The sequence below is a fragment of the Microbacterium kyungheense genome, from assembly GCF_006783905.1.
Classification (GTDB): domain Bacteria; phylum Actinomycetota; class Actinomycetes; order Actinomycetales; family Microbacteriaceae; genus Microbacterium; species Microbacterium kyungheense.
The window spans coordinates 1,439,567-1,454,277 of record NZ_VFPE01000001.1 but is presented as its reverse complement, the minus strand read 5'-3'; the positions used below and the strand labels follow the sequence as shown (position 1 = coordinate 1,454,277).

The 14,711-nt window shown below is 70.1% G+C and carries 14 protein-coding genes; 5 read left to right on the top strand and 9 right to left on the bottom strand.

Going from position 1 to position 14,711, the window contains the following annotated elements:
• The first annotated feature begins 3 nt into the window (after positions 1–3).
• From tal to pgl, 5 genes are read left to right on the top strand one after another with little or no spacing between them, the layout of a single operon-like run.
• Positions 4–1,125 carry a transaldolase gene (gene tal / locus FB391_RS06485; RefSeq protein ID WP_141893560.1) on the top strand — a complete coding sequence of 374 codons (1,122 nt, stop codon included), beginning with the start codon at positions 4–6 and terminating at the stop codon, positions 1,123–1,125.
• Positions 1,122–2,744, top strand: coding sequence for a glucose-6-phosphate isomerase (locus FB391_RS06480; protein ID WP_141893559.1), 1,623 nt, complete (start codon positions 1,122–1,124; stop codon positions 2,742–2,744). The genes tal and FB391_RS06480 overlap by 4 nt, the downstream gene beginning before the upstream one ends.
• A 16-nt stretch (positions 2,745–2,760) precedes the next feature.
• The gene (gene zwf, locus FB391_RS06475) at positions 2,761–4,311 is read left to right on the top strand and encodes a glucose-6-phosphate dehydrogenase (protein WP_141893558.1); all 1,551 of its coding nucleotides are present in this window, start codon (positions 2,761–2,763) and stop codon (positions 4,309–4,311) included.
• Entirely contained in the window at positions 4,308–5,267 is a 960-nt protein-coding gene (locus tag FB391_RS06470) for a glucose-6-phosphate dehydrogenase assembly protein OpcA (RefSeq protein ID WP_141893557.1), read from the top strand. The genes zwf and FB391_RS06470 overlap by 4 nt, the downstream gene beginning before the upstream one ends.
• 36 nt (positions 5,268–5,303) lie before the next feature.
• A complete protein-coding gene (gene pgl / locus FB391_RS06465; RefSeq protein ID WP_141893556.1) occupies positions 5,304–6,083 on the top strand; it encodes a 6-phosphogluconolactonase in 780 nt (259 codons plus the stop codon).
• Positions 6,084–6,161: 78 nt separating this feature from the next.
• Here pgl and FB391_RS06460 read toward each other — a convergent pair whose 3' ends face one another.
• The 9 genes from FB391_RS06460 to uvrC all read right to left on the bottom strand — a co-directional run bounded on the left by FB391_RS06460 (position 6,162) and on the right by uvrC (position 14,710).
• Positions 6,162–6,518 carry an RNA polymerase-binding protein RbpA gene (locus FB391_RS06460; protein WP_141893555.1) on the bottom strand — a complete coding sequence of 119 codons (357 nt, stop codon included), beginning with the start codon at positions 6,516–6,518 and terminating at the stop codon, positions 6,162–6,164.
• Positions 6,518–6,766 carry a preprotein translocase subunit SecG gene (gene secG, locus FB391_RS06455; protein ID WP_141893554.1) on the bottom strand — a complete coding sequence of 83 codons (249 nt, stop codon included), beginning with the start codon at positions 6,764–6,766 and terminating at the stop codon, positions 6,518–6,520. Before secG ends, FB391_RS06460 begins: the two co-directional genes overlap by 1 nt.
• A gap of 106 nt (positions 6,767–6,872) precedes the next feature.
• A complete protein-coding gene (tpiA, locus tag FB391_RS06450; RefSeq protein ID WP_281286412.1) occupies positions 6,873–7,685 on the bottom strand; it encodes a triose-phosphate isomerase in 813 nt (270 codons plus the stop codon).
• Positions 7,682–8,896, bottom strand: coding sequence for a phosphoglycerate kinase (locus tag FB391_RS06445; RefSeq protein WP_141893552.1), 1,215 nt, complete (start codon positions 8,894–8,896; stop codon positions 7,682–7,684). The genes tpiA and FB391_RS06445 overlap by 4 nt, the downstream gene beginning before the upstream one ends.
• A 9-nt stretch (positions 8,897–8,905) precedes the next feature.
• Complete coding sequence (gene gap / locus FB391_RS06440; protein WP_141893551.1) at positions 8,906–9,916, bottom strand: type I glyceraldehyde-3-phosphate dehydrogenase; 1,011 nt, start codon at positions 9,914–9,916, stop codon at positions 8,906–8,908.
• Between the two features lie 102 nt (positions 9,917–10,018).
• Positions 10,019–10,645, bottom strand: a complete 627-nt coding sequence (locus FB391_RS06435; RefSeq protein WP_141893550.1) for a superoxide dismutase — start codon at positions 10,643–10,645, stop codon at positions 10,019–10,021.
• Between the two features lie 166 nt (positions 10,646–10,811).
• Complete coding sequence (whiA, locus tag FB391_RS06430) at positions 10,812–11,789, bottom strand: DNA-binding protein WhiA (RefSeq protein ID WP_141893549.1); 978 nt, start codon at positions 11,787–11,789, stop codon at positions 10,812–10,814.
• A gap of 73 nt (positions 11,790–11,862) precedes the next feature.
• Entirely contained in the window at positions 11,863–12,747 is an 885-nt protein-coding gene (gene rapZ, locus FB391_RS06425) for an RNase adapter RapZ (protein ID WP_141893548.1), read from the bottom strand.
• 25 nt (positions 12,748–12,772) lie between these two features.
• Complete coding sequence (gene uvrC / locus FB391_RS06420; protein ID WP_141893547.1) at positions 12,773–14,710, bottom strand: excinuclease ABC subunit UvrC; 1,938 nt, start codon at positions 14,708–14,710, stop codon at positions 12,773–12,775.
• Position 14,711 lies beyond the last annotated feature (1 nt).

Below are 14,711 nucleotides of genomic sequence, written 5' to 3'. Positions count from 1 at the left end.
AGCATGAGCACCCCCACTGAGAAGCTGGTCGCCGCGGGCGTGAGCATCTGGCTCGACGACCTGTCCCGAGAGCGCATCACGTCCGGCAACCTGACCGAGCTCATCTCGACGCGCAACGTCTCGGGCGTCACGACCAACCCGACGATCTTCCAGGGCGCGATCGGCGGCGGCGGACACTCGTACGCCGCCCAGATCGCCGAGCTCGCCGCCGCCGGCGCCTCCGTCGACGACGCGATCTTCGCAGCGACGACCGATGACGTGCGGGATGCCGCCGACATCTTCCGCCCCGTCTACGAGGCGACTGACGGCGTCGACGGCCGCGTGTCGATCGAGGTCTCGCCCGACCTCGCGCACGACACGGATGCGACCATCGCCCAGGCCAAGGAGCTGTGGGCCACGGTCGACCGCCCGAACGTGCACATCAAGATCCCCGCGACCAAGGCCGGCCTGCCCGCGATCACCGCCGTTCTCGCCGAGGGCATCTCGGTCAACGTCACGCTGATCTTCAGCCTGGAGCGCTACGCCGAGGTCATCGAGGCGTTCCTCGCCGGCATCGAGCAGGCCCAGGCGAACGGCCACGACATCTCGAAGATCCACTCGGTCGCCTCGTTCTTCGTGTCGCGCGTCGACACCGAGGTCGACAAGCGCCTCGCGGCGATCGGCACGGAGGAGGCCACCGCGCTGAAGTCGCTGGCGGGTGTCGCGAACGCACGTCTGGCGTATGAGCTGTTCGAGCAGCAGTTCGCCAGCGACCGCGCGAAGGCGCTGACGGACGCCGGGGCACACGCCCAGCGCCCGCTGTGGGCCTCGACGGGCGTCAAGGACCCCTCGCTGCCCGACACGCTGTACGTCACCGAGCTCATCGCCCCCGGCACCGTCAACACGATGCCTGAGAAGACGCTCGAGGCCACCTTCGACCACGGTCAGGTCGCCGGCGACGCCGTGACCGGCACCTACGCCGCTGCGCACGAGGTGTTCGACAGCCTGGCCGCGGTCGGCGTCGACTTCGCCGATGTCACCCAGGTGCTCGAGGACGAGGGCGTGTCCAAGTTCATCGCCTCGTGGCACGACCTGCAGGGCACCGTCAAAACGGCGCTCGAGGACGCCGTCCAGGCCGCGCGATGAGCTTCGAGATCCACCTCAGCGGACACGTCAAGTCCGTCGTCGACGCGACACTGCCCGGACTGGTGGCAAGCCTCGTCGCCTCCGGCATCACCGCCGGCGACGCCTCGCTGTGGGGCCCCGCGGCCGAGTCCGAGGCGTCTCAGCGCCTCGGATGGGTCGAGGCGGTCAGCGTCTCACGCCCGCTGGTGCCCGAGATCCTGGCGCTGCGCGAGCGCCTGCGCGCTCAGAACGTCACGCGGGTCGTGCTCGCGGGCATGGGCGGCTCGTCGCTCGCGCCCGAGGTGATCGCGCAGACGGCCGGCGTGCCGCTCGTGATCCTCGACTCGACCGCGCCCGGCCAGGTGCTGGCCGCGATCGACGGCGACGCCGAGAGCGGCGACCTCACGCGCACCGTGCTGGTCGTCTCGTCGAAGTCCGGGTCGACCGTCGAGACCGACTCGGCCAAGCGCGCGTTCGAGGCGGCGTTCCGCGACCTCGGCATCGACCCCGCCGAGCGCATCGTCGTCGTCACCGACCCCGGCTCGCCGCTGGACCAGTCCGCGCGCGCCGACGGCTACGCGGTGTTCAACGCCGACCCGACGGTGGGCGGGCGCTACTCGGCGCTCACGGCGTTCGGGCTCGTGCCCGCCGGCCTCGCCGGCGCCGACATCTCGGAGCTGCTCGACGAGGCCGAGGCGTCGCTCCTCGAGCTCGCGATCGACAGCCCCGACAATCCGGCGCTCGTGCTGGCGGCGGCGATCGCCGGCGGCGAGCCCCGCCGCGACAAGCTGGGTCTCATCACCGACGGCACGCACATCGTCGGCCTGCCGGACTGGATCGAGCAGCTCGTCGCGGAGTCGACGGGCAAGCAGGGCACCGGCATCCTTCCGGTCGGCCTGCTGCCGGTCTCGCCCGAGGTCGACGCGAAGCCCGCCGATCTGCAGATCGTCCGGTTCGTCGACGAGGCGAAGCAGTTCCACCTCTTCGAGCACCACGAGGGCGAGGTGCTCGTCAGCGGCTCGCTCGGCGCGCAGTTCGTGGTGTGGGAGTACGCGACGGCGATCGCGGGACGGATGCTGGGCATCAACCCGTTCGACCAGCCTGACGTCGAATCCGCCAAGGTCGCCGCCCGCGGGCTGCTCGATGCGCGCCCCGAGTCCACTCCCCCGGCGTTCGCCGTCGAGGGCGTCGAGGTGCGTGTCTCGGATCCTGCGCTGGCGGCATCCGGAACCGTCGCCGGCGTGCTCGACGCGCTGTGGGCGCGTCTTCCCGAGGACGGCTACGTCGCCATCCAGGCGTACGTGAACCGTCTGGAGCTGCCGCAGCTCGAGGGCCTGCGCGAACTGGTCGCCGCCGACTCCGGCCGGCCCGCCACGTTCGGCTGGGGCCCGCGCTTCCTGCACTCGACCGGCCAGTACCACAAGGGCGGTCCGGCGAACGGCGTGTTCCTGCAGATCCTCGAGCAGACCGACGTCGACCTCGAGATCCCCGACCGTCCGTTCACGTTCGGGCAGCTCATCCAGGCGCAGGCCGCGGGCGACGCGGCCGTGCTCGCCGACGGCCACGGCCGTCCCGTCGTGACCCTCACCCTGACCGACCCGCAGATCGAAGTGCTGTCGCTCTTCGAAGCGGCCCAGTAGGAGTTCAAGCCCCCTCATGACCGTCGAGATCACGCGCGGGCACAACCCGCTGCGCGACCCCGAAGACCGTCGCCTCAACCGCATCGCGGGTCCGAGTGCGCTCGTCATCTTCGGTGTCACGGGAGACCTCTCCCGCAAGAAGCTCATGCCCGCCGTCTACGACCTCGCCAACCGCGGTCTGCTGCCCCCGGGTTTCGCCCTGGTCGGGTTCGCACGCCGCGACTGGGAGGACCAGGACTTCGCGAAGGTCGTCTACGACGCCGTTCGCCAGCACGCGCGCACGGAGTTCCGCGACGAGACCTGGCAGCAGCTGCTCCAGGGCATCCGGTTCGTCTCGGGCGAGTTCGGCGACCCGGACGCGTTCCGCCGCCTGCGTGAGACCGTCGACCGGCTCGACACCGAGCGCGGCACGATGGGGAACCACGCGTTCTACCTGTCGATCCCGCCGAAGGACTTCGCGGTGGTCGCCGAGCAGCTGAAGTCTTCGGGCCTGGTCGACGACACCGCCGACCAGCCCGACCGCTGGCGCCGCGTCGTCATCGAGAAGCCGTTCGGTCACGACCTCGAGTCGGCCCGTGCGCTCAACGACGTGCTGCGCTCGACCTTCCCGACCGACTCGATCTTCCGCATCGACCACTACCTCGGCAAAGAGACGGTCCAGAACATCCTGGCGCTGCGCTTCGCGAACGAGCTGTACGAGCCGATCTGGAACCGCAACTACGTCGACCACGTGCAGATCACGATGGCCGAGGACATCGGCGTCGGCGGCCGTGCCGGGTACTACGACGGCGTCGGCGCGGCGCGCGACGTCATCCAGAACCACCTCCTGCAGCTGCTCGCGCTCACCGCGATGGAGGAGCCCATCTCGTTCGACGCGAAGGACCTGCGCGCCGAGAAGGAGAAGGTGCTCGCCGCCGTCACGCTCCCGGCCGACCTGGAGCGCTCGACCGCGCGCGGCCAGTATGCGGGCGGCTGGCAGGGCGGCGAGAAGGTGCTCGGCTTCCTCGAAGAGGACGGGATGAACCCGAAGTCGACGACCGAGACGTACGCCGCCGTCACGCTGGAGATCAACACCCGCCGCTGGGCGGGCGTCCCGTTCTACCTGCGCACCGGCAAGCGCCTCGGTCGCCGCGTGACCGAGATCGCGGTCGTCTTCAAGCGCGCACCCGAGATGCTCTTCCGTCAGGGGCAGACCGCGGGTCAGGGGCAGAACGCCCTTGTCATCCGCGTGCAGCCAGATGAGGGCGTCACGATCCGCTTCGGGTCGAAGGTGCCGGGCGCCGGCGCCCAGGTGCGCGACGTGACGATGGACTTCGGATACGGCCACGCGTTCACCGAAGCCAGCCCCGAGGCCTACGAGCGGCTCATCCTCGACGTGCTGCTCGGCGACCCGCCGCTGTTCCCTCGGCACGAAGAGGTCGAGCTGTCGTGGAAGATCCTCGACCCGATCGAGAAGTTCTGGGATGCCCAGGGCGGACCGCTCGAACAGTACTCGCCCGGGTCCTGGGGCCCGGACTCCGCGGACGAGATGCTCGCCCGCGACGGCCGTACCTGGAGGCGCCCGTGATCGTCGACCTGCCCGACACCACCGTCAGCAAGATCTCGCGCGCGCTCGTCAACGTGCGCGAAGAGGGCGGCGCCGTCGCGCTCGGCCGTGTGCTGACGCTCATCATCCTGACGCGCGAGGCCGCCGTCGAAGAGGTCATCGAGGCCGCCAATGACGCCTCGCGCGAGCACCCGATGCGGGTCATCGTGGTGATGCTGCAGGACGGCTACGACGAGGAGTCTCGCCTCGACGCGCAGATCCGCGTCGGCGGCGACGCCGGCGCGAGCGAGGTCGTGACGCTGCGCGCCTTCGGCGACGCCGGGCGCTCGAACCTCGAGAGCCTTGTCACCGGACTGCTGCTGCCCGACGCCCCCGTGGTGGTGTGGTGGCCGAACCGCACGCCCGAGAACATCTCGAAGACCTCGATCGGCCGCATCGCGCAGCGCCGGATCACGGATGCCGCGGCCCAGTCCGATCCGTCGGCCTTCGTCGCGGGCCTGGGCGCCCAGTACGCCCCCGGCGACACCGACCTCGCCTGGACCAGGCTGACCCGCTGGCGCGAGCAGCTGGCCGCGATCCTGGACCAGCCGCCGTACGAGCCCGTCCTGAGCGTGCGCGTGCGCGGAGCAGGAGACTCGCCGTCCACCGCGCTGCTGGCAGCCTGGCTGCGCCTCACGCTCGACGTGCCGGTGGACTGGGCATACCTGGACGACGACGAGTGGCCGCACGGCATCAAGTCGGTCGCCCTCGTGCGCGCCAGCGGAGAGGTGCTGCTGGAGCGTCCCACGCCGGGCGCCGCGATCCTCACGCAGCCGGGTCAGCCCAGCCACGAGCTCGCTTTCCCGCGGCGCACGCTGCGCGAGTGCCTGGCCGAGGAGCTCCGCCGGCTCGATCCGGACGTCCTGTATGGTCGAGTCATCACCGAGGGCTGGCAGCTCCTCGACTCGCCTTCGACGAAGGAGACGCAGGACCGATGAGCGCGGCGCAGGGCCTCGGGACACGGGTGGTCCGACATGGTTGAAGGCTGGGCCGAGAAACGTGTCGTCATCGCTCCGGACCCCGCGACCCTCGCCGATTCGGTCGCGGCCCGCTTCCTGAGCCGGGTCTCCAAGCGCGTCGACGAGGGCAAGCTCGCGCACATCTCGCTCACGGGCGGATCGATGGGCTCGCGCGTGCTGGCCTCGGCGGCGCGCAGTCCGCGCGCCGAGCGCATGGACTGGTCGCGCGTCCACTTCTGGTGGAGCGACGAGCGGTGGCTCCCCCGCGGTGACGCCGAACGCAACGACCGTCAGGCACGTGACGCGTTCCTGGACGGCATCGACATCCCCGCCGGCAACATCCACGCCACGCTCGCGAGCGACGACGGTGCCGATCTGGATGCCGCTGCCGCCGCGTACGCGCAGGAGCTCGCGGGGTTCCCCGGCGCCGAAGGCCCGTGGCCGTCGTTCGACGTCTGCTTCCTGGGTGTCGGCCCCGACGGGCACATCGCATCGCTGTTCCCCGACCGCGATGAGATCCAGATCACCGACCATTCCGTCGTCGGGGTGCGCGACTCGCCCAAGCCTCCGCCGGAGCGCATCACGATGACGCGGCCGGTCATCAACAGCTCGAAGCGCGTCTGGATGGTTCTGTCAGGACCCGACAAGGCCTCCGCGCTCGGCCTCGCCCTGGCGGGCGCCAGCTACGCGAGCGTGCCCGCCGCGGGCGCCAAGGGGCGCAAGCGCACGATCTTCTTCGTTGACGAGGCCGCCGCGGCACAGGTTCCGCCGGACCTCATCGACCGGGAGTACTGAACCCGGACGGCGTGCCGCCGAAATGACGAAGAGCGGATGCCGACGGCATCCGCTCTTCGTCTGTCTGTGTGACCCGGCTCAGTCCTGGCCGCGCCGCTCGCGCAGCTGCTGCAGCGCATCGTCGAGAAGCTGTTCGGCCTCTTCTTCGGTGCGGCGCTCCTTCACGTAGGCGAGGTGCGTCTTGTACGGCTCGGTCTTGGCGAGGGCCGGCGGGTTCTCTTTGTCACGACCGGCCGGCAGGCCCGAGTGGGGCGAGTCGATCGTGTCGGGGATCTCTTCTTCGGGGATGCCGGCCGCGAAGTAGCGGACGGTCTCGTTGCCGAGGGCGTCCCAGTACGAGACCGCCACGCGCTCGGCGTGGAAGCCGTGGTCCTGCTCGCCCATGGGTCCGGCACCGACGCGGGTGCCGCGGATCGCGTTGCCTCCGGTCGCCATCAGATGGCCTGGAACTTCGTGATGAGGCCGAGGGCCACGATCGCCGCGAACCACACCAGCGCGAGGATCACGGTGAACCGGTTGAGGTTGCGCTCCGCCAGTCCCGATGAGCCGAGCGCCGAGGTCATGCCGCCGCCGAACATGTCGGACAGGCCGCCGCCGCGCCCCTTGTGGAGCAGGATGAGGAGGGTCAGCAGGAGACTCGTGATGCCGAGAAGCACCTGCAGGACGAACTCGATGATCTGCACAGTCGTTGAAGCCTTTCGGTGCGATCATTCGCCGATCGCACAAGGGACAAGTATACGTGTAGGCCGGCGGGCGGCGAGGAATCCTCGCCGCCCGCCGGAAACGGCGTCAGACGCCGACGTGCTTCTGGTACCGGATGATCGCCGCGAACTCGTCCACGACGAGGCTCGCGCCGCCCACCAGGGCGCCGTCGACATCGGGCTCGCGCATGAAGCTGGCGATGTTCGCCGACTTCACCGAGCCGCCGTACAGCACGCGGGTGCGGGCCGCCGCGTCGGCGCCGAGCTTGGCGGCGATGACCTCACGGAGCGCGGCGCAGACCTCCTGGGCCTGCTCGGGCGACGCGACCTGACCGGTCCCGATCGCCCAGACCGGCTCGTACGCCACGACGATGTCGGCATCGGCGGCGACCCCCTCCAGGGCGACCTCCAGCTGACCGACCGACACCGCGGTGGGGCCGGACTCCTCACGCTGCTCCAGTGTCTCGCCCACGCAGATCACCGGCACAAGGCCGTGCTTGATCGCCGCCTTGACCTTCGACGCCACGACCTCGTCGGTCTCGGCGTGGTACTGCCGGCGCTCGGAGTGCCCGATGATGACGTAGCGTGCGTCGAGCTTCGCCAGGAACGCACCCGACACCTCGCCCGTGTAGGCACCGGAGTCGTGCGCCGACACGTCCTGCGCGCCCAGGGCGAACGGGATCTTGTCGGCGTCGAGGAGCGTCTGCACGGTGCGCAGGTCGGTGAACGGCGGGAAGACCGCCACCTCGACCGAGCCGTCCTCGTGCTTGGCGTCCTTCAGCGTCCAGTGCAGCTTCTGCACGAACGCGACCGCCTGGAGGTGGTCGAGGTTCATCTTCCAGTTGCCCGCGATGAGCGGGGTGCGCCTGCGGTGCTCCGCACTCGCTTCGGGCCTGCTCACTGCCATCCGAGGACCTCCAGTCCGGGGAGCTTCTTGCCCTCGAGGAACTCGAGGCTCGCGCCGCCGCCCGTCGAGATGTGACCGAACTGGTCGTCGGTGAACCCGAGCTGACGCACCGCCGCGGCCGAGTCGCCGCCGCCGACGACCGACAGGCCATCGACCGCCGTGAGGGCCTTGGCGACCGCCTTGGTGCCGGCAGCGAAGGCGGGCATCTCGAACACGCCCATCGGACCGTTCCAGAACACGGTGGTCGACGAGCGGATCGCCGCGGCGAACAGCTCGGCCGTCTGCGGGCCGATGTCGAGGCCGAGGCCGTCGGCGCCGAAGGCGGTGTCTTCGAGCGCGTCCGCCGGGGCGACGACGTGGTCGGCGTCCGCGGCGAATGCCGAGGCCATGACCGCGTCGACCGGGAGGATCAGCTCGACGCCGCGCTCGGCGGCATCCGCGATGTATCCCTTGACCGTGTCGATCTGATCGACCTCGAGGAGGCTCTTGCCCACCTTGTAGCCCTGCGCCGCGAGGAACGTGAACAGCATTCCGCCGCCCACGAGGATCTTGTCGGCGCGCGGGAGCAGGTGCGCGATGACGCCGAGCTTGTCACTGACCTTCGAGCCGCCGAGCACGACCGTGTACGGGCGCTCCGGGTTCTCGGTGAGGCGGTCGAGGACGTCGACCTCCTTCTCGATCAGGAATCCGGCGGCAGAAGGCAGGATCTCGGCAAGGTCGTAGACCGACGCCTGCTTGCGGTGCACGACGCCGAACCCGTCCGAGACGAGCACGTCGCCCAGAGCGGCGAGCTCCTGCGCGAACGCACGACGCGCGGCGTCGTCCTTGGCGGTCTCGCCGGGGTTGAAGCGGAGGTTCTCGATGACCGCGACATCGCCGTCTTCGAGGGCGGCGACGGCCTCCTGGGCCGACTCGCCCACCGTGTCGCGCGCGAACGCGACGGGCTTGCCGAGCAGCTCCGACAGTCGCTGCGCGACGGGCTCGAGGCTGTACTTCGGGTCGGGCGCGCCGTCGGGCCGCCCGAGGTGCGAGCAGACGATGACGCGGGCGCCCTGGTTGATCAGGGCGTTGAGCGTGGGGAGCGTGGCCCGCACACGGCCATCGTCCGTGATGACCGCGTCCTTGAGGGGGACGTTGAGGTCAGCACGGACGATGACACGCTTGCCGGCCAGCGGACCCAGGGTGCTGAGGGTGCGCAGAGCCATGGCGACGGGTTACAGGCGCTCGGCGACGTACTCGGTGAGGTCGACGAGGCGGTTCGAGTAGCCCCACTCGTTGTCGTACCACGCCGAGACCTTGACGAGGTTGCCGCTGACGTTCGTCAGCTCCGAGTCGAAGATCGACGAGTGCGGGTCGAGCTGGATGTCGCTCGAGACGATCGCGTCGGCGTTGTACTTGAGGTAGCCCTGGAGGCGCCCGTCTGCGGCGGCGGCCTCGTACGCGGCGTTGACCGTCTCCTTGGTGAGGCCCTCGGTGTTCGTGACGATCGTGAGGTCGACGATCGAGCCCGTGGGAACCGGGACGCGGTACGACGAGCCGCTCAGCTTGCCGTTGAGCTCGGGCAGCACGAGGCCGATGGCCTTGGCGGCACCGGTCGAGGCCGGGACGATGTTGATCGCGGCCGCGCGAGCGCGGTGCAGGTCGCTGTGCGGGCCGTCCTGCAGGTTCTGGTCGGCCGTGTAGGCGTGGGCGGTCATCATGAAGCCGCGCTCGATGCCGAACGCGTCGTTGAAGACCTTGGCCAGCGGGGCGAGGCAGTTCGTGGTGCACGACGCGTTCGAGATGATGTTCATCGTCTCGGCGTCGTACGTGTCCTCGTTCACGCCCATGACGAACGTGCCGTCGACGTCGGTGCCCGGTGCCGAGATGATGACCTTCTTGGCACCGCCCTCGATGTGCTTCTTGGCGTCCACGGCCTTCGTGAAGCGGCCGGTCGACTCGATCACGACGTCGACGCCCAGCTCGCCCCAGGGGAGGTTGGCGGGGTCGCGCTCTTCGAAGACCTTGATGGCCTTGCCGTTGACGGTGATCGAGTCCGCGTCGTACGAGACGTCGGCGTCGAGGCGGCCGCCGACCGAGTCGTACTTGAGCAGGTGCGCCAGAGTCTTGTTGTCGGTGAGGTCGTTCACCGCCACGATTTCGAGGTCCGCACCCTGCGCGAGAGCCGCGCGGAGGAAGTTGCGTCCGATCCGGCCGAAGCCGTTGATGCCGATCTTGACAGTCACGGAGTTTCTCCTGAGATGTGTCGTGCGCGAATGCGCGGTTGTTGCGATGCAGACAGAGACAACGGCGTCCCAGCGGGGCGGCCCGCTGGGACGCCGCGCTTGCTATGACAGTACCAGCAGGCCCGAGGTCTTCTCGCGGGCGGCATCGAGACGCTGCGCGACGTTCTGCCAGTTGGCGATGTTCCAGACGGCCTTGACGTAGTCCGCCTTGACGTTCAGGTAGTCCAGGTAGAAGGCGTGCTCCCACATGTCGAGCTGGAAGATCGGGATCGTGCCCTGCGCCGTGTTGGACTGCTGGTCGAAGAGCTGCTGGATGATCAGCTGCTCACCGATCGCGTCCCAGCTGAGCACGGCCCAGCCGGAGCCCTGGATGCCGGTCGCCGCGGCGGTGAAGTGCGCCTGGAACTTGGCGAAGTCGCCGAAGAACTCGTCGATGGCCGCCTTCAGCTCGCCCTCGGGCTCGCCGCCGCCCTCCGGCGACAGGTTGGTCCAGAAGATCGAGTGGTTCACGTGCCCGCCGAGGTTGAAGGCGAGGTCCTTCTCGAGCTTGTTGACGTTCGCGAGGTTGCCCGTCTCACGGGCCTCGGCGAGCTGCTCGAGGGCGGTGTTGGCCCCGGTGACGTACGCCTGGTGGTGCTTGTCGTGATGCAGCTGCATGATCTTGCCGCTGATGTGCGGCTCGAGCGCGGCGTAGTCGTAGGGGAGGTCGGGCAAGGTGTACTTCGCCATGTTCTCTTCTTCCTGTCGGCGCGCGCCGTGAAGACCTCGGCGCAGCGAGGGTGACGGATTCATCCTACTGAGCGGCAACGCCCGCGGGCGGGGGTTGCTTCCCACTGTGACGTGTGGAAAAGGGGATGCCGCGACTCGCGGCATCCCCTTCCAGACGGTCTCGGCGTCAGTCCTCGATGCCCGCCGGCACAGCGGACTCGGTTCCGGGCAGCCCCTCGGTCTCGGCCTTCTTGTCTGCCATCGCGAGCAGGCGGCGGATGCGGCCGGCCACGGCGTCCTTGGTGAGAGGCGGGTCGGCGTGGTGACCGAGCTCGTCCAGGCTCGCGTCACGGTGCGCGAGGCGCAGCTCGCCGGCCTGGCGGAGGTGTCCGGGGACGTCGTCGCCCAGGATCTCGAGCGCGCGCTCCACGCGCGCGCACGCGGCCACCGCGGCCTGCGCCGAGCGGCGCAGGTTGGCGTCGTCGAAGTTGACGAGCCGGTTGACGCCGGCGCGCACTTCGCGACGCTGACGCATCTGGTCCCAGTCGGCGGCGGCCTTGACGGCGCCCATCGCGGCGAGGGCCGCGCGGATCGCCTCTCCCTCGCGGACCACGACACGCGGGATGCCGCGCACCTCGCGCGCCTTGCCGGCGATGTCGAGGCGGTGTGCCGCGCCCACGAGCGCCATGGCGGCCTCGGACGACGGGCACGTGATCTCGAGTGCGGCCGAACGGCCCGGGTCGCTCAGCGTGCCGGCGGCGAGGAAGGCGCCGCGCCAGATGGCGGCGAGATCGCCGCGGGAGCCCGTGGTGAGCTTGTTCGGCAGGCCCCGGACGGGGCGACGGCGCTGGTCGAGCAGCCCGGTCTGGCGGGCCAGGGTCTCGCCGCCGTCGATCACGCGCACGGCGTAGTGACCGCCCGCACGGGCGCCGGACCCCTGCACGTGCACGAGCTCGGGCCGCACGCCGTACAGCTCGACGAGGTCGCGTGCGGTGCGCCGGGCGAGGACGCTGGAGTCCAGCTCCGCCTCGACCGCGACGCGGTTGGCGATGGAGTGCAGCCCGCCCGAGAACCGCAGCAGCGACGTGAGCTCGGCCACCCGCGCCGTCGGGCGCGGGTCGCGCACGGTGATCAGCTCGGCCTTCACGTCAGCGGTCAGCGACACGGGTCTCCTTCGGGTTGGTTCGGGAACGACGGTCCAGCCTACTCGGCCGGATCGCTCGGCGCCCCGCGTCGGGTCACTCGCGACCGAGGTCGCGGTCGCTCACGCGCACCGCGACACCGGGCACCGAGGCCAGCCGCTCGGCGAGCTCGCGGACCATGACGACCGATCGGTGCTTGCCCCCGGTGCAGCCGATGGCGACGACCGAGTGGCTCTTGTTCTCGCGCTGGTAGCCCTCCAGCACGGGCCGCAGCGCCTGCGTGTAGGCGTCCAGGAACTCGCGTGCGCCCTCCTGTGCGAGGACGTACTCGCGCACCTCGGCGTCCTCGCCGGTGAACGGCCGCAGGCGCTCGTCCCAGAACGGGTTCGGAAGGAACCGCATGTCGGCCACGAGGTCGGCGTCCGGCGGCAGCCCGTACTTGAACCCGAAGCTCAGCAGCGTCAGCGTGTGACGGGCGGCACCGGCCGCGGTGAACAGGTCCGTGACCTGCGTCGCGAGCTGGTGGATGTTGTACGCCGAGGTGTCGATGATGACGTCGGCGCTCTCGCGCACGGCCGCGAGGCGCGCACGCTCGAGACGGATGCCGTCCACCAGCGTCCCGCCGCCTTGCAGCGGGTGCGGGCGCCGCACGGCCTCGAAGCGACGCACGAGCACGTCGTCGGAGGCGTCGAGGAACATGAGCCGGATCTGCCGCCGCTCGCGCAGCGCGCGCATCGCCTCAGGGAGATCCGAGAAGAGGTCGCGCCCCCGCACGTCGACGACGACGGCGACCCGGGGCAGCACTCCCCCGGCCATCTCGGTGAGATCCAGCAGCGGCTTGAGCATCTGGGGCGGCAGGTTGTCGACCACGTACCACCCGAGGTCTTCGAGCGCATTCGCCGCGGTCGAGCGTCCTGCGCCCGACATCCCGGTCACGATCAGCACTTCACCGGCCGCCTCGTGACGCGTCCCCTCGCTCATGACCACCCCCGTCGTCGAGCCCAGCCTACCCATCTGCGGGCGCGGCGAGATGCGCGTGCACGGCGGCGGCGAGCTTCGGGCCCACCCCCGGCAGCTGCGCGATCTCGTCGGGCGTCGCCTGCTTGAGCGCCGAGACCGAGCCGAAATGCCGCAGCAGCGCCTTGATGCGCGCCTCGCCGAGGCCCGGCACCTCGGCCAGCACGCTCTGGATGTCGCGGCGACGGCGGCGACGCTGGTGCGTGATGGCGAACCGGTGCGCCTCGTCGCGCAGCCGCTGCAGCAGGTACAGCGCCTCGGACGTGCGCGGCAGGATCACCGGGTACTCCTCGTCCGGGAGCCACACCTCCTCCAGGCGCTTGGCGATGCCGCACAGGGCGACCTCTTCGTGACCGGCGTCGCGCAGGGCCCGCGCCGCGGCCGCCACCTGCGGCTGGCCGCCGTCGACGACGAGCAGCTGCGGCCGGTAGGCGAAGCGGGGCTTGCGGGGCGACACAACCGGTTCCTGAGCCCGCCGAAGGGCGCCGTCCGCGGTCGCGTCGGGTGCGGCATCCGCTTCGTTCTCTTCGGGACGATCGAGGTACGCGAGGCGCCGCATCAGCACCTGGTACAGGGAGTCGGTGTCATCGGTGGTCTCGGCGACGCCGAACGAGCGGTACTGGTCCTTGCGGGGCAGTCCGTCCTCGAAGACCACCATCGACGCCACCACGTTCGTGCCGCTCAGGTGCGAGACGTCGAAGCACTCGATGCGCAACGGCGCTTCGGCCAGGCCCAGGGCCTCCTGCAGGTCGGTCAGCGCCTGCGTGCGCGCCACGTAGTCGCTCGTGCGCCGGGTCTTGTGCAGCATGAGGGCCTGCTGCGCGTTGAGGCTCGCGGTGCGCATGAGGTCGGCCTTGGCGCCGCGCTGCGCGACCTGGATCGTGACGTTCTTGCCACGGCGCTCGCGCAGCCACTCTTCGAGGTCGGCGGCGTCGTCGGGCATCGCCGGCACCAGCACCTGCTTCGGGATGTCGGCGGCCGCGGCGTTGCCGTACGTGCGCTGCAGCACCTGATCGACGAGATCGCCGCCGGTGATGTCGATCTCTTTCTCGATCGTGGTCGCCCGCACGCCGCGGACACGCCCGCCGCGGATCACGAAGTGCTGCACGGTCGCGGCCAGCTCGTCCTCTGCGATGCCGAAGAGATCGGCGTCGGTGTCGGCCGCCAGTACGAGCGCGCTCTTGTTGAGCACCGCGTCGATCGACTGCAGCTTGTCGCGGTAGACCGCCGCCGCCTCGTAGTCCATGGCGGCGGATGCCTCCCGCATGCGCGCGGTCAGGGCCCGGGTGAACCGCTGGTCGCCGCCCGACATGAACGCGATGAAGTCCTCGACGATCGCGCGGTGCTCCTCGATCGTCACCTTCATCGAACACGGCCCGCCGCAGCGCCCGATCTGTCCGGGGAAGCAGGGCCGCCCGCTGGCCATCGCCTTCTTGTACGAGGAGTCGCTGCAGGTGCGGATCGGGAACACCTTGATCATCAGATCGATGGTGTCGTGCACCGCCCAGACCTTCGGGTACGGGCCGAAGTACTTTGCCCCGGGGATGCGGCGGTTTCGCGTCACGATCACGCGCGGCGCCTCGTCCGCGAGCGTGATCGCCATGAACGGGTACGACTTGTCGTCCTTGTAGCGGACGTTGAAGGGCGGGTCGAACTCCTTGATCCACTGGTACTCGAGCTGCAGCGAGTCGACATCGGTGGCGACGACCGTCCACTCCACGGACGCCGCCGTCGTCACCATGCGCCGCGTGCGCTCGTGCAGCGTGTGCAGCGGGGCGAAGTAGTTCGACAGCCGCGCCCGCAGGTTCTTCGCCTTGCCCACGTACAGCACGCGGCCATTCGCGTCGCGGAAGCGGTAGACCCCGGGATTGGTGGGGATCTCCCCCGGCTTCGGCTTGTACGGGACGGTCGGAGCGGATCGTGCCATG

Excerpts from the sequence above, each read along its gene's own strand:
- FB391_RS06480 (WP_141893559.1), top strand. The coding sequence starts at position 1,122 with ATGAGCTTCGAGATCCACCTCAGCGGACACGTCAAGTCCGTCGTCGAC.
- zwf (WP_141893558.1), top strand. The coding sequence starts at position 2,761 with ATGACCGTCGAGATCACGCGCGGGCACAACCCGCTGCGCGACCCCGAA.
- FB391_RS06445 (WP_141893552.1), bottom strand. The coding sequence starts at position 8,896 with ATGGCTCTGCGCACCCTCAGCACCCTGGGTCCGCTGGCCGGCAAGCGT.
- FB391_RS06435 (WP_141893550.1), bottom strand. The coding sequence starts at position 10,645 with ATGGCGAAGTACACCTTGCCCGACCTCCCCTACGACTACGCCGCGCTC.
- rapZ (WP_141893548.1), bottom strand. The coding sequence starts at position 12,747 with ATGAGCGAGGGGACGCGTCACGAGGCGGCCGGTGAAGTGCTGATCGTG.
- uvrC (WP_141893547.1), bottom strand. The coding sequence starts at position 14,710 with ATGGCACGATCCGCTCCGACCGTCCCGTACAAGCCGAAGCCGGGGGAG.
- FB391_RS06460 (WP_141893555.1), bottom strand. The coding sequence starts at position 6,518 with ATGGCGACCGGAGGCAACGCGATCCGCGGCACCCGCGTCGGTGCCGGA.
- tal (WP_141893560.1), top strand. The coding sequence starts at position 4 with ATGAGCACCCCCACTGAGAAGCTGGTCGCCGCGGGCGTGAGCATCTGG.
- pgl (WP_141893556.1), top strand. The coding sequence starts at position 5,304 with ATGGTTGAAGGCTGGGCCGAGAAACGTGTCGTCATCGCTCCGGACCCC.